This is a genomic window from Micromonospora sp. NBRC 110037 (assembly GCF_001652995.1).
Lineage (GTDB): Bacteria > Actinomycetota > Actinomycetes > Mycobacteriales > Micromonosporaceae > Micromonospora > Micromonospora chalcea.
In genome coordinates, this window is sequence record NZ_BBVA01000002.1 from 1,455,134 (window position 1) to 1,472,774 (window position 17,641).

The window sequence follows — 17,641 nt, forward strand, 5'->3', positions numbered from 1 at the left end:
GTAGCTCCACAGGTGGTAGCCCGGCCGGGTGAACACCGTCACAAGAAGTGGACGATCGTCGCAAACCGTCCTTAGCGTCGGTTTCGCCCGCATTCGCGGGCACCGCGGGCCGGAAACGCCAAATCCCGCCGCCGGCCCCGGTAACCGAACCTCGTGCGGGAGCGGGGGAACCACACGTTCCACGGTGCATCGTCACCTCGGGGTGAAGCCGCCACCGGCGGCCGGGCTCCTCGGCCCGAACCCGACAGCTCACCTCGTCGGCGTGGAGGAATCCACATGGCAACTGCATACTCGGCCCGAAGCCGCCGTACCGCTCTCGGTGCGGTGGTGACCGGCGCCGTCGTCGGCGCCGCGAGCCTGTTCGGCCCGGCCGCTCCGGCCAGCGCGGGCGTCAACTGGGACGCGGTCGCGCGCTGCGAGTCCGGCGGCAACTGGAAGATCAACACCGGCAACGGCTACTACGGCGGGCTCCAGTTCTCCCGCGCCACCTGGAACGGCTACGGCGGCCAGAAGTACGCCGCCCGCGCCGACCTGGCCAGCCGGTCCGAGCAGATCGCCGTCGCGGAGAAGGTGTTGCGCGGCCAGGGCATCGGCGCGTGGCCGGTCTGCGGCAAGAAGGGCGGCTCGGCGAACGCCGCGGCGACCCGGTCCGAGCGGGCGGCCCCGAAGAAGGCCACCTCGAAGAAGTCCGCCCCGAAGCGGGCCGCCACGCGCAAGACCGCGCCGGAGCGGGCCGCGACGACTGCGGCGCCGCAGCCGTCGGCCGGGACGTACGTGGTCCGGCGCGGGGACACGCTGTCGGAGATCGCCGTGGCGCAGCGGGTCGACGGTGGCTGGCGTGCCCTGCACGAGCGCAACCGGGCAGTGGTCGGCGACGACCCCGGCCTGATCTTCCCCGGTCAGCGGCTCCGTCTGCGCTGATCTGGTCCGGACGCCCGGCCGGTTCGCTCCGGCCGGGCGTCCGGCCGTCCGCGACACGCCGCGCCGCCGGTGTCCGGCCTGCTCGCGGCACCGGACGCCACCCGTGACGGCCGCTGACCGCGATTCGTCGGAGCCGGTTGCTAGGGTCACGATGATCGGCTCAGACGTGAAGAAAGCGCGGAAATGACCAACGATCCGTTCTCGGCGGCCGCGAGCATCGACGAACTGCTGACCCGCACGCAGCAGGCGCTCACCGCGATGCGCTCCCGGGCCTCGGAGCACGCCGACGGCGAGCCGGGCGACCTGCTGCGCGCCGAGGGCACCGCAGCCGACGGCCGGGTCCGCGCGGTCGCCGTTCAGGGTGGCCGGCTGGATTCCGTGACGATCGACCCGGACTTGGCCGGCGAGCCCCTCGACGTCCTCTGCGGACATGTCACCGCCGCCGCCAACGCCGCGCTGTCCGAGCTGGACGCCCGGGTCAGCGCGTCGGCGCGGGCCGACGCCGACGCGCTCGCCGCCCGGCTCGGCAGCATGGGTGACCAGGCCGAGCTGTTCGGTCGCGCGATGCACGAGGCGGCCGCGCGGATCCACCGCGACCGCGGCACGGCGTCCCAGGCCGGGCGTCCGGCCTGACCCGACCGCACGCGGCCAGGCGCGACGCGGCACCGCCCGGCACGACGAGGCGGCCGGCCGCCGGGAGGACGACGACCGGCCGCGCTACGCCACGGTCAGCTCAGGGTGACCGCGGTGTCGTCGACGACGAAGGACGTCTGCAGTGAGCTGTCCTCCACGCCGCTGAACGAGATGGTCGCCGTGGTGCCTGCGAGCGACGAGATGTCGAAGGACCGCTGCACGTAGCCGGTGGCCTTGTTCAGGTTGGAGTAGGTGGCCAGCGTGGTGCTGCCGGCCTTGACGGTGAGCTTGTCGTACGCGGTGCCGGTGGTCGTCTCCGCGCTGTCGATGTGCAGCCAGAAGCTGAACGTCGCGCGGCATCCGGCCGGGATCGTCACCGACTGACTGAGCGTGTCGGTGTGCGACGAGCCGTACCCGTCCAGCCACGCCTTGTACGAGCCGCCGTGCGCGGCCTGGCCGCTGTCGGTGGTGATGACGCCGGACGAGGCGGTCCAGCTCACGTTGCCCGACTCGAAGCCGGGGTTGGCGAGCTTGTTGCCGGAGCAGCCGCCCGACGGCGGGGTGGTGGTGGCGGTCGGCGTGGGCGTCGGGGTGCCGCCGGCGCAGGTCGGCTCACCCGACTGGGCCGGTACGCTGACCGCCGCCCAGGCCGCCTTGACCGCGTTGAACTCGGTGCAGCTGCTCGGGTAGAGGTTCTTCGCCGCCTGCAACGTCCAGACGCGGTACTTCAGGTAGGACGAGGACGACGTCTTCAGCAGCATGGCGTTGTACATGATCTTGATGGCCTTCTGGATGCCCAGTCCGCTCACGCTGCTGCTGTTGCAGGTCGAGCTGGACGGCTGCCCGTTGGTCGGGCTGCTGCCGTTGGCCAGCAGGTAGAACCAGTGGTTGCCGGGCCCGGCCGCGGCGTGCACCTCGGTCGACGGGATGCTGCTGGAGTAGCAGTTCGGGTCGCCGAGCGCCGACGGGTTGTACATGTTGCGGATCGGGCCGGAGCCGACCAGGTTGATCTTCTCGCCGACCAGGAAGTCCGGCGCGTCGTAGCTGGACGGCTCGTTGGCGAACCACTCGGTGGCCGCGCCGAACGTGTCCGCCACGAACTCCTGCGTGCCGCCGCCGGAGATGCCGCCGGGGGTGTTGTCGTCGATGCCGTGGCCGATCTCGTGCGCCACCACGTCCAGCGAGCCGATCCACTGACCGGCGGTGTTCTTGCCGATCTGCACCTGGCTGCCGTCGTAGTAGGCGTTCTGGTCGTTGAGGCCCACCCGGATCGGCCAGTAGCCGCCGTTGCCGTTGGCGCCGTTGCGGCCCAGCCACTGGGCGAGCATCTTGTGCTCGGTCTGCGCGGAGAACAGCGCGTCCACGCAGCCGGTCTCCTTGTTCGTGGCGGTGCCGTTGCCCCACACGTCGTCGGAGCCGCTGAACGTGGTGTTGTTCGCCGCGTCCTGGCAGCTCAGGTTCGTGACGGTCGGGTCCTTCATGGTGTACGTGGAGCCCGACTGGGTGGTGTTGAGCGTGAGCGGGCTGGGCCCGTTCCAGGCGCCGGTGCCGGTGCCGCGCACCACGTGCTCCTGCTTGCGCAGGACCGCGCCGGTACGGGCGTCGACGTCGACGGTGAGCCGGCTCGGGCCGTCCGCGCCGGTGCCACGTACCGTGGTCTCCCAGGCCAGCGCCGGTGCGGCGCCGAGCGTGTAGACGACGAGCGTGGTGCCCTCGACGGCGCTGACGGTCTTGAGCTGGGCGCGCGCCGTGGCCGCGGCGGCGGCCTGGGTCAGCGCGGGCGTGGTGGCGAGGGCGCCGATCGGCCGCTGCTGGGCGACCGAGGCGTACTTGAGGTTGCCGGCGGAGTCGGTGGCCAGCACGAAGTCGCCGCCGACCACGGGCAGGCCCTTGTAGGTGCGCTCGTACGGCACGTACTGGGTGCCCTCCGAGGAGATGACCGGCTTCTGGACGAACGCGTCGTCGGAACCGGCCTGGAGGTAGGCGGGGCGGTTCGCGACCAGCGCGCGGGTCGAGTCGGCGGCGGCCGCTCGGGCCTGGGCCGGGTTGGGGGCGGCGGGCCCGGGTGGCGCGGCCTGCACGGCCGCGGCGGTGCCGGCGGCGATGACGCCGGCCGCCGCCGCGCCGGTGAGCGCGGCGAGGCGAGGTGAGAGTTTCACGGAGGTTTGCTCCTGTTCTACAGGCGCGCCGCACGAGCCCGGTGGGGACGGGCGGCGCGGTGGTGCGAGGCAGGGTGACGGCCGGTCACCGGAGCTGCCGGCGTGGCTCCGGGTCGACAGATCGACCGTCGCGATTCGCCGGGGGTCGGCGGTTCGCTGGTGCACAATCACACGCCGCGCGAGCCGTGAGCAATGGGTGACCTGGGCAACGGCTGGCAGTCGGGCGTGTCGCCGCGCGTGTCGTCCCAGGCAACCATGATCTTCAATAGGCCCTGATCAGGGCGAACATCGCCGACAGTGGATGGGGGCCCGTGCAAATTGCGGACGTTGCCTATGTGCGCGAATGGCGCACATAGACGCGAGGACGCCGCCGCACGCGGGCCGCCACCGCGCGGCCGGGTACGTCAGCGCGGGCCGCGGGTCCGCGTCGGCGTGATCGTGGGCGGCGGTGGCAGCGTGGGCGTCAGCGTGGGCCGCGACGTCGGCCGCCCGGTCGGCTCCGGGCTCGGGCTGGGGCTCGACGGGGTCGGGCTCGGGCTCGGGGAGTCCGACGGTGTGGGCGCGGCGGTGGACGGCGGCGGCGCCGACGCGGTCGGCTCCGGGGTGTCGCCGGGAAACTTCGGCTCACCGAAGCGGTACTTGCCCGGGTCGAGCTTCATCGCCTCGGTGGCCTTTGTCATGAACTGCCGCCAGATCGGCGCGGCGCCGGTCGAGCCGTACACGTCGTAGCTGCCGTCGCTGGTCCGCAGCGGCTTGCCGTCGGTGGTGCCCAGCCACACGGCCGAGGCCAGCGCGCCGGTCCAGCCCACCATCCAGGTGTGCACGTTCTGCGTGGTGCTCTTCCCGGCCTGCCAGGTGCCGGTCTTGCCGGCGGAGTCCCAGCCGTTGTCCAGCTTGGCCGCCCGGACCCGGCGCAGTGTCCAGTCCAGCTGGTCGACGGCCTCCCGGTCCAGCCCGAGGTCGGTGGTGCGCAGCTGCTCGGTCCACACCTCCTCGTCGTCCTTGCTCACCGACCGGACGAAGTGTGCGTCGGCGCGCTTGCCGCCGGCTGCGAACGTGGCCATCCCGTTCGCGTGGTCCTGCACCGTGATGCCGTACTGCCCGATGCCGACCTCGGTGGAGAACCGCTTCGCCACCTCGTCGGCGGGGTCGCTGCGCAGGTCGACGCGCTGCGGTCGGGGGTTGCCCCGGACCGTCTCCCACATCGACTCCACGCCCGCCTGCCGGGCCGTCTCGATCACCTTGTCCGTGCCGAGCCGCTCGGTCAGCTCGAAGTAGGTGACGTTGAGCGAGGCGACGGTGGCCTCCCAGAGCGCGCAGTCCGGCTGGCAGGGCGCCCGCTCGGCGTTGCGGATCGGCCCGGCCGCGCTGCCCTTGGTGCGCCCCGAGGCGGGGAACTCCTTGGTGTCCGGCGAGTCGAACCGCTCCTTCACCGAGATCCCGTCGCGCACGGCGGCGGCCAGGTCGTACACCTTGAACGACGACCCCGGCGGATGCTGGCCGAAGCCGCGGGCCTGGCCGTCCTCGTCGGAGTACCAGCCCGCGTAGTCCGCGCCCGAGCCCTTGTCGCCACCGTAGTAGCCGAGCACCCGGCCGGTGCCCGGCTCCACCGCCACCAGCGCCGCCTGCCAGTTCCGCGGCTGCCCGCGCACCGCTCGCGGGGCGGTGTCCCGGCGGATGTCCGCCGCCGCCTCGGCCGCGTCCTGCACGCGCTTGTCGATGGTGGTGACGATGCGGTAGCCGCCGTCCCGGATCACCTCGTCCGGCTTGCCGCGGAACGGCTCGGTCCCGCGCAGCTCGGCCAGCACGTGGTTGACCACCAGGCCGGTCGGCCGGTCCAGGTCGGACCGGCCCGCGTCCTTGTCGATCGGCCGGACCGTGTCCGGGTACGCGAGGTCCGCCGCCTGCTGCGACGTCAGGTAGCCGAGCTTGACCATGCCGTCGCGGATGTAGTTCCACCTGTCGATCGAGTTCTGCCGGGCCAGCGCGTTGCGGCGCGGGTCGTAGCCGGGCGTGCCCTCGGGGTCGGCCGGATCCGCCTCCGGCTGCTTCACCATGGCGCAGAGCACCATCGCCTCGGCCTGGGTGAGCTGCCGCTCGGGTGGGGCGTCCCGGCGGACCGTCTTGCCGAAGTACGTCTGCGCGGCCGCCTCGATCCCGTACGCTCCCCGGCCGAACGGCACGGTGTTCAGGTAGAAGCCGAGGATCTCCTCCTTGGTGTACGCGTCGTCGAGCTTCCACGCGATGACCGCCTCCCGCAGCTTGCGGGAGTAGGTGACGCCGCGCAGGTCGGCGGCGATGCGCGCGTACTGCTGGGTGAGCGTGGAGGCGCCCTGCCGCTGCCCGCCGCTCACGTTGGCCCAGGCGGCGCGCAGCACGCCCTTGAAGTCGATGCCGCGGTTGGTCCAGAAGGTCCGGTCCTCGGCCGCCACGATCGCCTGCTTGGCCGAGTCGTTCATCTGCTCGTACGGCACGATGGTGCGGTTCTGGGCGCCCAGCTTCGCCATCGGCGTGCGGCCGTCGGCGTAGAAGACGGTCGTGGACTCGGGCAGCTTCAGGTCGCTGGGCGTGGGCACGCTGTCGAAGTAGTAGCCGCCCGCGACCAGGCCGCACCCGGCCAGCAGCACGCAGACCGCGAGGACGACCGGCAGGCGCCGCCGCTTGCGCTTCGGGCTCGCGGTCGTGGCGCCGGCCGGCCCCGGGGTCTCTCCCGTTCCTCGCACCGTTACCTCCGGTCGCTCGGCGAAGTCGTGCCCGGCTCGCAGGCTAACCGAGGTGCGGCGCCCGCACCGGCCGACGACGTCGGGGCAACGGATCAACCTCCGGCTCGACGAGGCCGAGCACAGCGACGTCTGCGTGAAGGCGGCGGGCGGGAGCCGGGGCGGCTGGGTGGCCGCCCCGGCCCGGGCAACCGGTCAGCGCGCCGCCCGGTCGGCGGCCCGGCCGTCGCGGTCCGGGCGGCCGAAGCCGCGGTGACGCACCGGCCAGCGGTCGTTGCCGCCCGCACGGAACGGCGTCGACCGCCACAGCGCCCGCAGTTCGGTGCCGTCCGGGGCCGCGAAGGCCTCCCGTGCGGTGTAGCCGAGCCGCCGCAGCAACTCCTCCTGCTCCCCGGCGCACGGGTGCGCGTAGGTGGGCAGGCTGAGGGTGTCCATCCGGCGCTGCGCCCCGGCGAGCGCCTCCGCCGCCCCGCCCCGGGGAGCGGCCAGCAGCGCCAGGTTGTTGTGCGGCTCGACCGGACGCCGGGCGGCGAGCGCGTCACCGAGGCGGCGGAACCGCTCCTCGTCCGGGCCGGCGGCGGCGGCGAGACGATCGGCGTACCGGTGGGGCGTCGGGATCGGCCGGTAGCGGTGGAACCACACGGTGGCGGCGCTGCCGTCGGGCAGCAGGAACGCGTCGCCGAACAGCAGCGCGTGTTCGGTCCAGATCCGCGCCACGGCGGCGAGGACCGGCAAACGGCGCGGCGCGTCGGGGACGAGCCAGGCCGCCAGGGCGGTGGGCATCAGGGCCTCGGCGACGAGATCGGCGATGCGGCCGATGTCGCACCACCGGGCGCGGGCGACGGGCAGGGCTGTGCTCATGAACGAACTCCTGTTTCACAGGCGTGATCGGGTCTGGTGCGGGCGCCGGACGACGGCGCCGCCGCGCAGGCGCGGCAGTCGGGCGGGACACGCCCGTGCTCCGGATCGCATGTGGTCCTGTGAAGTCCGCTCAGGCGGGTCTGGTGCCGGGCCGTGACGTGCGGGAGGCCGGCAGGCGTTCGTGCGACGGGCGCCCGTACTGGTGGGCGAGCGTCGGCAGCCCCCAGCGGCACGCGTCCGCGTCGGCCGCCTCGCTGTGCACCGCGCCGCCGGCATGGCTGGCGCCGTCGTACGGCTGCGGCGCGACGGGGGTCGGGGCGAAGTCGGCCGCCGTGCGGACAGCCTGTGTCGCGCTGCGCGCGGCGGCGCCCCGTTGTTCGACGGCGAAGGCACGCGCCACCGGGCCGGCGGCGACCGTAACGCTGTCGCCCGCGCGGGCCGGCGCAGCCGGGCGGGCCTTCACGGCCGGATCAGCGGTGCCGGCCGGATCAGCCGGACCAGCCGGATCAGCCGGGTCGGCGGGGGCTGTCGGGTCACCGGGGTCGGTCGGGTCAGCGGGGTCGGCCGGGCCCGGCTGCGACGCCGCCGGTGGGTCGAGCAGATCGGTCACCGGGCTGAGCGGGTCGAGCACCGGGTCCAGCGGCGCGACCACCGGTTCCAGGCCCCGCCAGACCGGACCGAGAATCGGGCTCAGCGGCTCCACGACCGGGGACAGCACGTCCGCGACCGGTTCGAGCACGCCCTCCGTGACCGGGCCGGTGAGCGGGCGCAGGGCCTCCGCGACCGGCGTGAGCAGGTGATCGCGTACCGGGTCGGTGGCCGGGCGCAGGCCGTCGGTGACCGGGGTCAGCACGTGGTCGCGGACCGGCGTCACCACCGCCTCGACGACGCGGCCGGTGACCGGCGTCGTGGCGGCCGGGGCCGCCTCCGGGGCCGTCGCCACGGCCTTTCCGGGCGTGGCCGTGCCGGACGTGGGCGTGCCGGGCGCGTCAGCGCTCGGCGCGGTGGCGTCGGCGGCGGGAGCTGTCGTGCCGGATGCCGGCGCGGCGGCGGGTGTGGACTCGACACCGACGGCCCCGGACGCGGGCAGGCCGAGAACCGCGCCGAGTGTGTGGGTCAGAGTCTCCACGGTGGCCGTGAGCGGCGGACGGTCGGCGGCGTGGGCGGCCGAGCCGGCCGCCACCTCGTGCGCGCCCCAGACGGCTGCCACGCCGCCGAGCAGCAAACCGAGGCGCAGCGTGTAGTACGCCACCCACCCGATCCGTCGCGTCATCGCACACCCTCCGGATCCGCGCCCGGCGGCGCGGATCATCGTCCGCACTGTACCGAACGTGGCCGTCCGGGCACAGTACGCCGCGAATCGGTTTCGGGCGCGTCGCGCCGGGCGCAGGCGTGGGACGCGCGCGCTCCGGGTACAGCGGGACCGTGAACACGAGCACGGCCGAGCGCCCGGCCACCGCCCCCGCCGCGCCCCCGGCCGGTGTGGTCGCCGTCGTCGCCCATCGGAAGAAGACGTTCGGGGGAGGGCTCGACGAGCTGCGCTCCCGGCTCGTCGCCGCCGGGGTCGGGCGGCTGCTCTGGTACGAGGTGCCGAAGAGCCGCAAGGCGCCCAAGCGGGTCCGCGCGGCGCTGGACTCCGGCGCCGAGCTGGTGCTGGTGTGGGGCGGCGACGGCATGGTGCAGCGGTGCGCCGACGCGCTCGCGGGCAGCGGCGTGCCGATGGGCATCCTGCCGGCCGGCACGGCCAACCTGTTCGCGGTGAACCTGGGCATCCCGGTCGACCTGCCGGAGGCGGTACGGATCGCGCTGCACGGCCGCCGGCGCGAGCTGGACCTGGGCCGGATCAACGGGGAGCACTTCGCGGTGATGGCCGGCGCCGGGTTCGACGGCGACCTGATCCGGGACGCCGACCGGCAGCTCAAGGGCCGGTTCGGCCGGATCGCGTACGTCTGGACCGGGCTGCGGCACGTGCGCGGCGAGTGCGTACGGACCCGGATCCGGGTCGACGGCGCGGACTGGTTCGACGACGAGGCGAGCTGCGTGCTGTTCGGCAACGTCGGCACCATCACCGGCGGCATCCCGGCCTTCGACGACGCCCGTCCGGACGACGGGGCGCTGGAGGTCGGCGTCGCCACCGCCAGCGGCGCGGTGGACTGGGCGCGCACGCTGGGCCGGATGGCCGCCGGACGCTCCGAGGAGTCGCCGTTCGTACGGATCACCCGCGGTCGCAAGATCACCGTGCGGTTCGACGCGCCGAAGACGTATGAGCTGGACGGCGGCGCGCGGGGCAAGGCGAAACGCCTCAAGGTGAAGGTGGTCCCGGGCGCGCTGACGGTGTGCTGCCCCGACCCGCCGGACTGACCGCTCCCGCTCCAGGGCAGGATGCCGGAATGCGCGACGACATCCGCGACTACCTGGCCGAACTGGTCCGCCGCTCCCGGGACGTGCTCGGCGACGACCTCGTCGGCGCGTACGCCGCCGGGTCGGTCGGGCTGGGCGTGTACCAGCCGGGGCGCAGCGACGTGGACGTGGCGCTCGTGGCCGCCGGGCCGATGCCGGCGCCGGACAAGCGCCTGCTCGTGGACCGGCTGCGGCACGGGTCGCTGCCCTGCCCGGCGCGCGGCCTGGAACTGGTCGTCTGCCGCCGGGACGTGGCCGCCTCCGGCGCCCCGGAGCCCGGCTTCGAGGTCGAGCTGAACACCGGCGCGACAATGCCGTTCCGCGCCACCTACGACCCGGCCGACCGGCCCGCCGCCGACGGGCGGTTCTGGTACGCGCTGGACCGCAGCATCCTGCGCCAGTCCGGCCTGACGCTGCTCGGCCCGCCCGCCGCCGACGTGTTCGCCGACCCGTCACCGCAGGCGCTGCGGGCGCTGCTGGCCGACGCGCTGCGCTGGTGGCTGGCGCTGCCCACCCCACCCGGCGACGCACCGGCTCCCGGCGCGGAGGACGCGGTGCTCGGCGCCTGCCGCGCGCTGGTGCGCCACCGCGACGGCGTCTGGCTGGGCAAGGTCGACGCCGGGCTGCGGGTGGCCGCCGACGACCCGGACGCCGCGCTGATCCGCGCCTCGATCGAGGCCCGCCGCGGCGGCACGCCGCCGTCCGGACCGGCCGCCCGCGCGTTCCAGCGGCGGGTGCTGGACCGGATCACCGCGAACTGAACCGCGACTACTGTGAGCCGGGGAGGTGCGGTGATCATGACGGAGCTGAGCGCGTCCACGCGGGCCGGACTGGAGTCGGTGGTGCCCGGCGGCGTGGCGACCCGGGCCGCGGACCGGCTGCGGATGGCCCACGACGCCTCGCACTATCTGCTGCACCCCGGCGCGGTGATCACCCCGGCCGACGCCGGTCAGATCGCCGCGCTGCTGGCGCACAGCCGCCGCACCGGCACCCCGCTTACGTTCCGCTCCGGCGGCACCAGCCTCAGCGGCCAGGCCGTCACCGACCGGCTGCTCGTCGACGTGCGACGGCACTTCCGCGACCTCACGGTGCTCGACGACGGGCGGCGGGTGCGGGTCCAACCGGGGGTGGTGCTGCGGCAGGTGAACGCGCGGCTCGCGCCGTACGGCCGCAAGCTCGGCCCCGACCCGGCCAGCGAGTCCGCGTGCACGGTCGGCGGCGTGGTCGCCAACAACTCCAGCGGCATGACCTGCGGAACCGAGTTCAACACGTACCGGACGCTGGAGTCGCTGGTCCTCGTGCTGCCCAGCGGCACCGTGCTGGACACCGGCGCCCCGGACGCCGACGCCCGGCTGCGCGCCGCCGAACCGGCGCTGCACGCCGGGCTGCTGCGGCTGCGCGACCGGGTACGCGGCAATCCCGACTCGGTGCGCCGCATCCGCGCCCAGTACGCCATGAAGAACACCATGGGGTACGGCGTGAACGCGTTCCTCGACCACGACGACCCGGCCGATCTGCTCACCCGGCTCGTGGTGGGCAGCGAGGGCACGCTCGCGTTCGTCGCGTCGGCGACGTTCCGCACCGTACCCGTGCACCGCCATGCCGCGACGGGCCTGCTGGTCTTCGAAACGCTGGGCGCGGCGATGGCCGCGATGCCGGCGCTGGTGGCCGCCGGGCCGGCGGCGGTCGAGCTGCTCGACGCCGCCGCCCTGCGGGTCGCCCAGCGGGACCCGAAGGCGGACGCCACGCTGCGCGGCCTGGCCGTGCGCGGGCACGCCGCGCTGCTCGCCGAGTGGCAGGAGTCCGACGCGGCGGCGCTCGCCGACCGGGTCGCCGACGCCGGACCTGTGCTGGCCGGTCTGCCGCTGAGCGCACCGGCGCGGCTCAGCGGCGAACCGGCCGCCCGGGCCGCGCTGTGGCACATCCGTAAGGGCCTGTACGCGGCGGTGGCCGGCGCGCGCCCGTCCGGCACCACCGCGCTGCTGGAGGACATCGCCGTGCCGGTCGAGGCGCTCGCCGGCACCTGCGCGTCGCTGGCCGAGCTGTTCGAGCGGCACCGGTACGCCGACAGCGTCATCTTCGGCCACGCCAAGGACGGCAACCTGCACTTCATGCTCAACGAGCGCTTCGACGGCGGTGCGGCCCCGGCGCGCTACGCCGACTTCACCGAGGAGATGGTCGACCTGGTGCTCGGCCACGGCGGCACGCTCAAGGCCGAGCACGGCACCGGCCGGGTGATGGCCCCCTACGTGCGCCGCCAGTTCGGCGACGAGCTGTACGAGGTGATGCGCGAGCTGAAGACGCTCTGCGACCCGGACGGCGTGCTCAACCCGGGGGTGCTGCTCAGCGACGACCCGGAGATCCACATGCGGCACCTCAAGACCGTGCCGACGGTGGAGGAGGAGGTCGACCGCTGCGTCGAGTGCGGCTACTGCGAGCCGGTCTGCCCCAGCCGCGACCTCACCACCACGCCCCGGCAGCGCATCGTGCTGCGCCGGGAGATCGCCGCAGCGCAGGCCGCCGGCGACACCGCGCTGGTCCGGGAACTGACCGACGACTACGACTACGACGCGGTGCAGACCTGCGCCGTCGACGGCATGTGCGCGACCGCCTGCCCGGTGCTGATCAACACCGGTGACCTGGTCAAGCGGCTGCGCGCGCAGGAGCACGGCCGGGCGGCGGGGACCGCCTGGCGCGGCGCGGCCCGCCGCTGGGGCGCCACCACCCGGGGCATGGCCCGGGGACTCGATCTGGCCGGGGCGCTGCCGCCCGCGCTGCCCGAGGCCGCCACCCGGGCCGCCCGCGCGGTGCTCGGCGCCGACCGGGTGCCGCAGTGGCAACGGGACCTGCCGCGCGGCGGCACTCCGCGCCGCCCCCACCCGGCCGACGACCCGGACGCGGTGTTCGTGCCGTCCTGCCTGGGCACGCTGTTCGCCCCGGCGCAGGGCGGCACCGGCGTGGCTGCCGCGCTGCTCACGCTCGCCGAGCGGGCCGGCGTACGCCTGCTCGTGCCCGACGGCATCGGCGACCTGTGCTGCGGCACCCCCTGGTCGTCGAAGGGACTCACCGAGGGCTACCGGCAGGTGCGCGACCGCGTCCCGCCGGTGCTGCGCGCCGCCAGCCGCGACGGCGCGCTGCCGGTGGTCAGCGACGCCGCGTCCTGCACCGAGGGCTTCGAGCGGCTGCTCGACGGCGCCGGGGACGTGCGGGTCGTCGACGCCGTCGCGTACACCGCCGGCACGCTGCTGCCCCGGCTGACAGTGCGCCGCCGGATCGGCTCGCTCGCGCTGCACCCGACCTGCTCGTCGGTCCGCCTCGGACTCGACGACGCGCTGCTCACCGTGGCCCGCGCGGTCGCCGACGAGGTGGTCGTCCCGGAGGGCTGGCAGTGCTGCGGCTTCGCCGGGGACCGGGGACTGCTGCACCCGGAGCTGACCGCGTCGGCCACCCGGGCCGAGGCCGCCGCCGTCACGGCACGCGCCTTCGACGGGTACGCCTCGGTGAACCGTACGTGCGAGATCGGGCTGGCGCGGGCGACCGGGCAACCGTACCGGCACGTGCTGGAGTTGCTGGCCGAGGCCACCTCGCCGTAGCGACGTCCGCGGAGTGCCGGCTTTTCGCGTGATCGACACCAGTTCGGGGATGAGGGGAGCGGGCGCCGTGAGCTGGGCTGGCGTACCGAGGGCTTGATCGCGGGCGGGGCGGGGACGGCAGGGCTTACGGTGCGGGAGGGGGAGTCCACGGGAGGGGTGACGCGGTGGCTGCGGGCGTGTTGTCGGGGCGGGTCGCTGTGGTCACCGGCGCGGCGCGGGGGATCGGCCGGGCCGCGGCGGTGGCGCTGGCCGAGTCGGGCGCGGACGTGGCCGGGATGGACGTCGCCGGGCCGGTCAGCCCGATCCTGGACCTCCCGCCCGCCACGCCGGAGGACCTGGCCGAGACCGGGCGCCGGGTGACGGCGGCCGGCGCCCGCTGGTCCGCGCACGTGGCCGACCAGCGCGACATCGGGGCGGTACGCGCGTTCGCCGAGGCGGTCGAGCGGGAGCACGGCGGCGTGGACGTGCTGTTCGCCAACGCCGGCATCCAAGCGTTCGCGCCGCTGCTGGAGATGACCGACCAGCACTGGCACGACCAGATCGACGTGAACCTCACCGGCGCCGCGAACGTGCTGCGGGTGTTCGCGCCACTGCTGGTACGGCGCGGCGGCGGGCGGATCGTCATCACGTCGTCCACCCAGGGACAGCACGGCACCACGAACGGGTCCGCGTACTCGGCGTCCAAGTGGGGGCTCATTGGGCTGATGAAGTCCGCCGCGCTGGAACTCGGGCCGCACGGCGTGACGGTGAACGCGGTGATCCCGGGGCTGGTCGACACCGCGCTGACCCGGCACCGGGACCGTTACGTGCAGGCGCTGGTGGAGGCGGGGAAGTCACCGTCGGGTGACCTGGCCGAGGTGGAGCGGGAAGCGGTCGGGGCGCTGCGGGCGAAGACGCCGCTGGGCGTGCCGTGGGTGGAGCCGGAGGACGTCGCGCCGCTGGTGGTGTTCCTCGCCTCCGACGCGGCGCGCATGGTCAGCGGCACGTCGTTCGCCGCGACAGCGGGCGACAGCGCGCACGTGACCGCCTGATCCCGCCGGGCCGCCGGCGACGGCGGTCGTGGCCGGGGACGCATCGAGCCGGCGCCCCGGCCACGAGGGCCGGGGCGCCGGAGTCGCGCGTTCAGGAGCTTCGGGTCAGGAACCGTACGGCAAGGTGACCGTCGAGCTGTTGCCGACGCCGAGGATCGTGGGCGCGCCGCCGATGGCGTTCCACACCTCGACGCGTACCGTGCCGCCGGACAGATTGCCCAGCGTGCCGGTGGCCGAGAGCAGGCCCTGGGTCTGCCGGTAGCGCTCCGCGCCCGGGATCGGATCGGTGGCGAAGTACCGGTAGGTCTCCACCCGCTCGACGCTGCCGTTGCCGGTCAGGTCGTAGGAGACCCGGATCTGGACGCCGTTGCCGATCGCCGTGCCGGCGTCGACGGCCAGGTCGAAGGCGGTCGCTCCGCCGGTGTACGTGCCGGTCAGCCCGGTGGCCGTGAACACCTGCGGGTTGGTCGGCGTGCCGTCGTGGTTGCCGTTCGCCGCCGCCACGTTCACCGTGCCGGCGGTGCCGGCGTTGCCGTCCAGCCCGCCGCCCGAACGCAGGTACCGGACCGGCTTCAGCGCGCTGCCCGTACCCGTCGGGCTGGGGCTGGCGGAGGTCGGCGTGGGACTCGCGGTGGTGGGGGTGGGGCTGGGCGTCGAGGTCGTCGGCGTGCCGGTCGGCACGGTCCCGCCGCCGGTGGCGTTGCCGCCGCTCCAGGTGTACGCCCCGGACGTGGCGGTCTTGCCGGCCGGCACGGCGAGCGTGACGCCGTTGGAGAACGTGACGGTGAGCGGCCGGGCGGTGATGTTCGACGCCACGTAGGTGCGGACGCCGTTCTTGACGAACACCTTCGCCAGCGGGTGGTTGGCGGTGACCGTGGTGTCCACGGTGCCGAGCGCGGCGAGGTTGCGGATCCAGTGGAACGTGTGCGCCTTGCTCTCGCCCTCCTCGCTGGTGAACCCGCTGTTCGTGCGGAAGTTGCGCAGCGCCTGCTCGCCGTCGCCGAGGGCCAGGAACTCCCAGATGATGTCCTGCCACACCGTCGGCGGGCCGCCCTTGTTGGTGACCAGCTCGGCGTAGTTGGCCTTGACGTACTCGGGGAAGTCGCCCAGGTAGAGGTGACCGCCGGTGATCGGCAGCATGTTGATGCCCTGGATCATCTCCGGCGCCGCGGAGAACCAGGTGGAGTACGACCCGCCGTCGCCCCACACCATGCCGACCGTCTTGTGCCCGAACGCGGCCGGGAAGTTCTGGTCGTACACGTCGAACCAGTACTCGGAGATGGCCGCGGACTGGGTGGTCCACAGGTAGACCCCGGCGTCGCGCACGGCGGTGTCGCCGGTGGCCTGACCCCACTGGATCAGCGCGTTGGCGAAGTTCATCCCCTCCGACGAGGACTCCTGGTTGTTGCCGGCGAAGAACGGCGCCAGGCCGGAGGCCCAGTCGTGCCCGGCGTAGATGTCGAAGTCCCGCAGGTAGGGGAAGCGGCTGTCGGCGCGGTCGTAGTTGTTGGCGTCGCGGATGAGCAGGTCGATCATGCCGCCGTAGCGGCTGTCGTCGGCCCAGCCGGGGTCGAACTTGGCGACCGTGGCGGCGGCGGCGATGAAGTAGCCGTAGTGGAAGTGGTGGTCGTTGAGGTCCTCGTCGGAGCCGTACGAGGCGGGGTAGCCGATGAGCGTGCCCCAGTTGCGGTCGTAGTAGAACAGCTGGCCGGTCTCGCCCGAGCTCGCGGTGAGCCAGTTGGTCAGCCGGTTCTTCATCGCGGTCACCGCCGCGTCGCGGACCGAGGTCTGCCCGAGCTGGTCGGCGATCTCGGCGATCCGGGCGGCCCGGCCGAGTCCCTTGCCGGCCCAGTACGTGTCGGTGCCGCTGACGCCTTCCGGGTTGCCCTGCTCGGCGTTCAGGTAGCCGGTGACGGTGGCCAGGTCGGCGCCGCTGGAGTCGCCGACGGCGGGCACCTCGGGCAGCACGCCGGTGAAGCGCATCGTGGTGGTGAACGACGGCACACCGGTGAGCACCCGCATGGCGCCGCGCGCCGAGACGTACGTCGGGGTGATCGGGGTGGCGCCGGTGAGGCTGCGCCACTGGTGCGGGTAGAGCGCCACCACGGTCTTCGTCTCGCTGCCCTCGCGGGGCGTGGTGGTGAACGCGTACGTGGTGCGCACCGTTCCCGCCGACGGGTCGTACGTGTAGCTCATCCGGGTGCCGGTGACGTGGGCGTGGGCGTACCGGCCGTAGGTGTCGGCCAGGGCGGCCCGGTCACCGCCGCCGGGCAGCACCGCCACCGAGAAGTACCCCTTGCCGGCCAGCGTCGAGCTGATGCCGGCGCCGTTGACGGTCCAGGTCGCGCCGGTGGGGGCGTACGCGACGTAGTCGTGGCCGTTGACCGTGAAGCCGATGGTGGCGCCGGAGTTGCGCCACACGGTGGGTGTCGCGGTGGCGGTGAGCTGCGCGGTGCCGCCGCTGACCGTGTAGTAGCTGAACGGCAGCCCGTGGCCGATGGTGGCGCGCATGGTGCGGCTGCCGTCGCTCCAGTCGGCGGTGACCGTCCAGTCGCTCCAGCCGGCGGCCTTGACCACCGGCGCCGACAGTCCGGGCATCCCGACGCGGACGTCCTCGCCGTACGGGTAGTGGAACTCGCCGACGCCGGTCGCGGTGCCGCTGATGGCGGGCGTGGTGGTGTACGACAGGCCGAGCCCGTTGTTCTCGGCCTTGAACGCCAGCGGGTGGGCGTGCAGGTTCTCGCTGCCGGCGCAGTTGTTGCGCTTCCAGATCAGCGACGACCACCAGTCGTTCGTGGGGATGGCGCCGGCGGGCGCGTCGGCGGTGGTGAAGATGCGCGGGTTGGTGCTGATCGCGCCGCAGCCCTTGGGCAGCAGGGCGCCGGGCGGCAGCGTCTCGGTGTAGCTGCCCGCGCCGACGGCGCCGGCGGTGGCGGTGCCGCCGCCGCCGACCACGGCGCCCAGCAGGCCGGCGGCCAGCACGGACGCGGCGACGAGGGCGGTCGCCCGCAGACCGCGACGGCGGGCCGGGGACGGGACGGGCGCGGTCGGGGGTACGGGGTCGGGAGAGAAGTCCCGCAGGAGGGTCATGGAGGTCCCCTTCACGAGGAGAAGGCGGGGTACGGAGTGGTGGTGCGGCAGTCGTGAGAGCGCTCTCTTGAGAAGGGACAGTAAGGTTCGGGTTACGGATCCGTCAATGTCTTGTTACCGAAGAGAGCGCTCTCCCGCACTCGCGATCGACCCTTCGATCACCTCACGAAGCGCGCTGACCAGGCTCGACGGTGCGCACGAGCGCCGCCCCGGGCCGAGGCGGCCGGGGGCTG

General features: G+C 74.1%; 11 protein-coding genes and 1 riboswitch. Of the genes, 6 read left to right on the top strand and 5 right to left on the bottom strand.

Features of this window, described 5'->3' with window-relative positions; all coding sequences use genetic code 11:
* Window positions 1–132 precede the first annotated feature (132 nt).
* Window positions 133–278: riboswitch (cyclic di-AMP (ydaO/yuaA leader) on the top strand.
* Entirely contained in the window at window positions 277–921 is a 645-nt protein-coding gene (locus A4R25_RS05570; protein ID WP_064445845.1) for a transglycosylase family protein, read from the top strand. Its footprint overlaps the riboswitch before it by 2 nt.
* A 183-nt stretch (window positions 922–1,104) precedes the next feature.
* Window positions 1,105–1,554, top strand: coding sequence for a YbaB/EbfC family nucleoid-associated protein (locus A4R25_RS05575; RefSeq protein ID WP_043323797.1), 450 nt, complete (start codon window positions 1,105–1,107; stop codon window positions 1,552–1,554).
* A gap of 95 nt (window positions 1,555–1,649) precedes the next feature.
* Here A4R25_RS05575 and A4R25_RS05580 read toward each other — a convergent pair whose 3' ends face one another.
* The 4 genes from A4R25_RS05580 to A4R25_RS05600 form a co-directional block, all read right to left on the bottom strand.
* Window positions 1,650–3,713 (bottom strand): M4 family metallopeptidase, encoded by a 2,064-nt coding sequence (locus tag A4R25_RS05580; RefSeq protein ID WP_064445846.1) that lies wholly within the window; start codon window positions 3,711–3,713, stop codon window positions 1,650–1,652.
* 404 nt (window positions 3,714–4,117) lie between these two features.
* Window positions 4,118–6,436 carry a transglycosylase domain-containing protein gene (locus A4R25_RS05585; RefSeq protein WP_064445847.1) on the bottom strand — a complete coding sequence of 773 codons (2,319 nt, stop codon included), beginning with the start codon at window positions 6,434–6,436 and terminating at the stop codon, window positions 4,118–4,120.
* Between the two features lie 192 nt (window positions 6,437–6,628).
* Entirely contained in the window at window positions 6,629–7,294 is a 666-nt protein-coding gene (locus A4R25_RS05595) for a hypothetical protein (RefSeq protein ID WP_064445849.1), read from the bottom strand.
* Between the two features lie 130 nt (window positions 7,295–7,424).
* Window positions 7,425–8,567 carry a hypothetical protein gene (locus A4R25_RS05600; protein WP_231915431.1) on the bottom strand — a complete coding sequence of 381 codons (1,143 nt, stop codon included), beginning with the start codon at window positions 8,565–8,567 and terminating at the stop codon, window positions 7,425–7,427.
* A gap of 152 nt (window positions 8,568–8,719) precedes the next feature.
* On the opposite strand from A4R25_RS05600, the gene A4R25_RS05605 reads away from it, so the two are divergent.
* The 4 genes from A4R25_RS05605 to A4R25_RS05620 all read left to right on the top strand — a co-directional run bounded on the left by A4R25_RS05605 (window position 8,720) and on the right by A4R25_RS05620 (window position 14,318).
* Complete coding sequence (locus tag A4R25_RS05605) at window positions 8,720–9,655, top strand: diacylglycerol kinase family protein (protein WP_064446482.1); 936 nt, start codon at window positions 8,720–8,722, stop codon at window positions 9,653–9,655.
* 29 nt (window positions 9,656–9,684) lie between these two features.
* The gene (locus tag A4R25_RS05610; protein WP_064445850.1) at window positions 9,685–10,455 is read left to right on the top strand and encodes a hypothetical protein; all 771 of its coding nucleotides are present in this window, start codon (window positions 9,685–9,687) and stop codon (window positions 10,453–10,455) included.
* 36 nt (window positions 10,456–10,491) lie between these two features.
* Entirely contained in the window at window positions 10,492–13,287 is a 2,796-nt protein-coding gene (locus A4R25_RS32095) for an FAD-binding and (Fe-S)-binding domain-containing protein (RefSeq protein WP_064446483.1), read from the top strand.
* Window positions 13,288–13,451: 164 nt separating this feature from the next.
* A complete protein-coding gene (locus A4R25_RS05620; RefSeq protein ID WP_043323809.1) occupies window positions 13,452–14,318 on the top strand; it encodes an SDR family NAD(P)-dependent oxidoreductase in 867 nt (288 codons plus the stop codon).
* Between the two features lie 105 nt (window positions 14,319–14,423).
* Here the strand turns inward: A4R25_RS05620 and A4R25_RS05625 are convergent, their stop codons facing one another.
* Window positions 14,424–17,408 (bottom strand): glycosyl hydrolase, encoded by a 2,985-nt coding sequence (locus A4R25_RS05625; RefSeq protein WP_064445851.1) that lies wholly within the window; start codon window positions 17,406–17,408, stop codon window positions 14,424–14,426.
* Window positions 17,409–17,641: the final 233 nt, after the last annotated feature.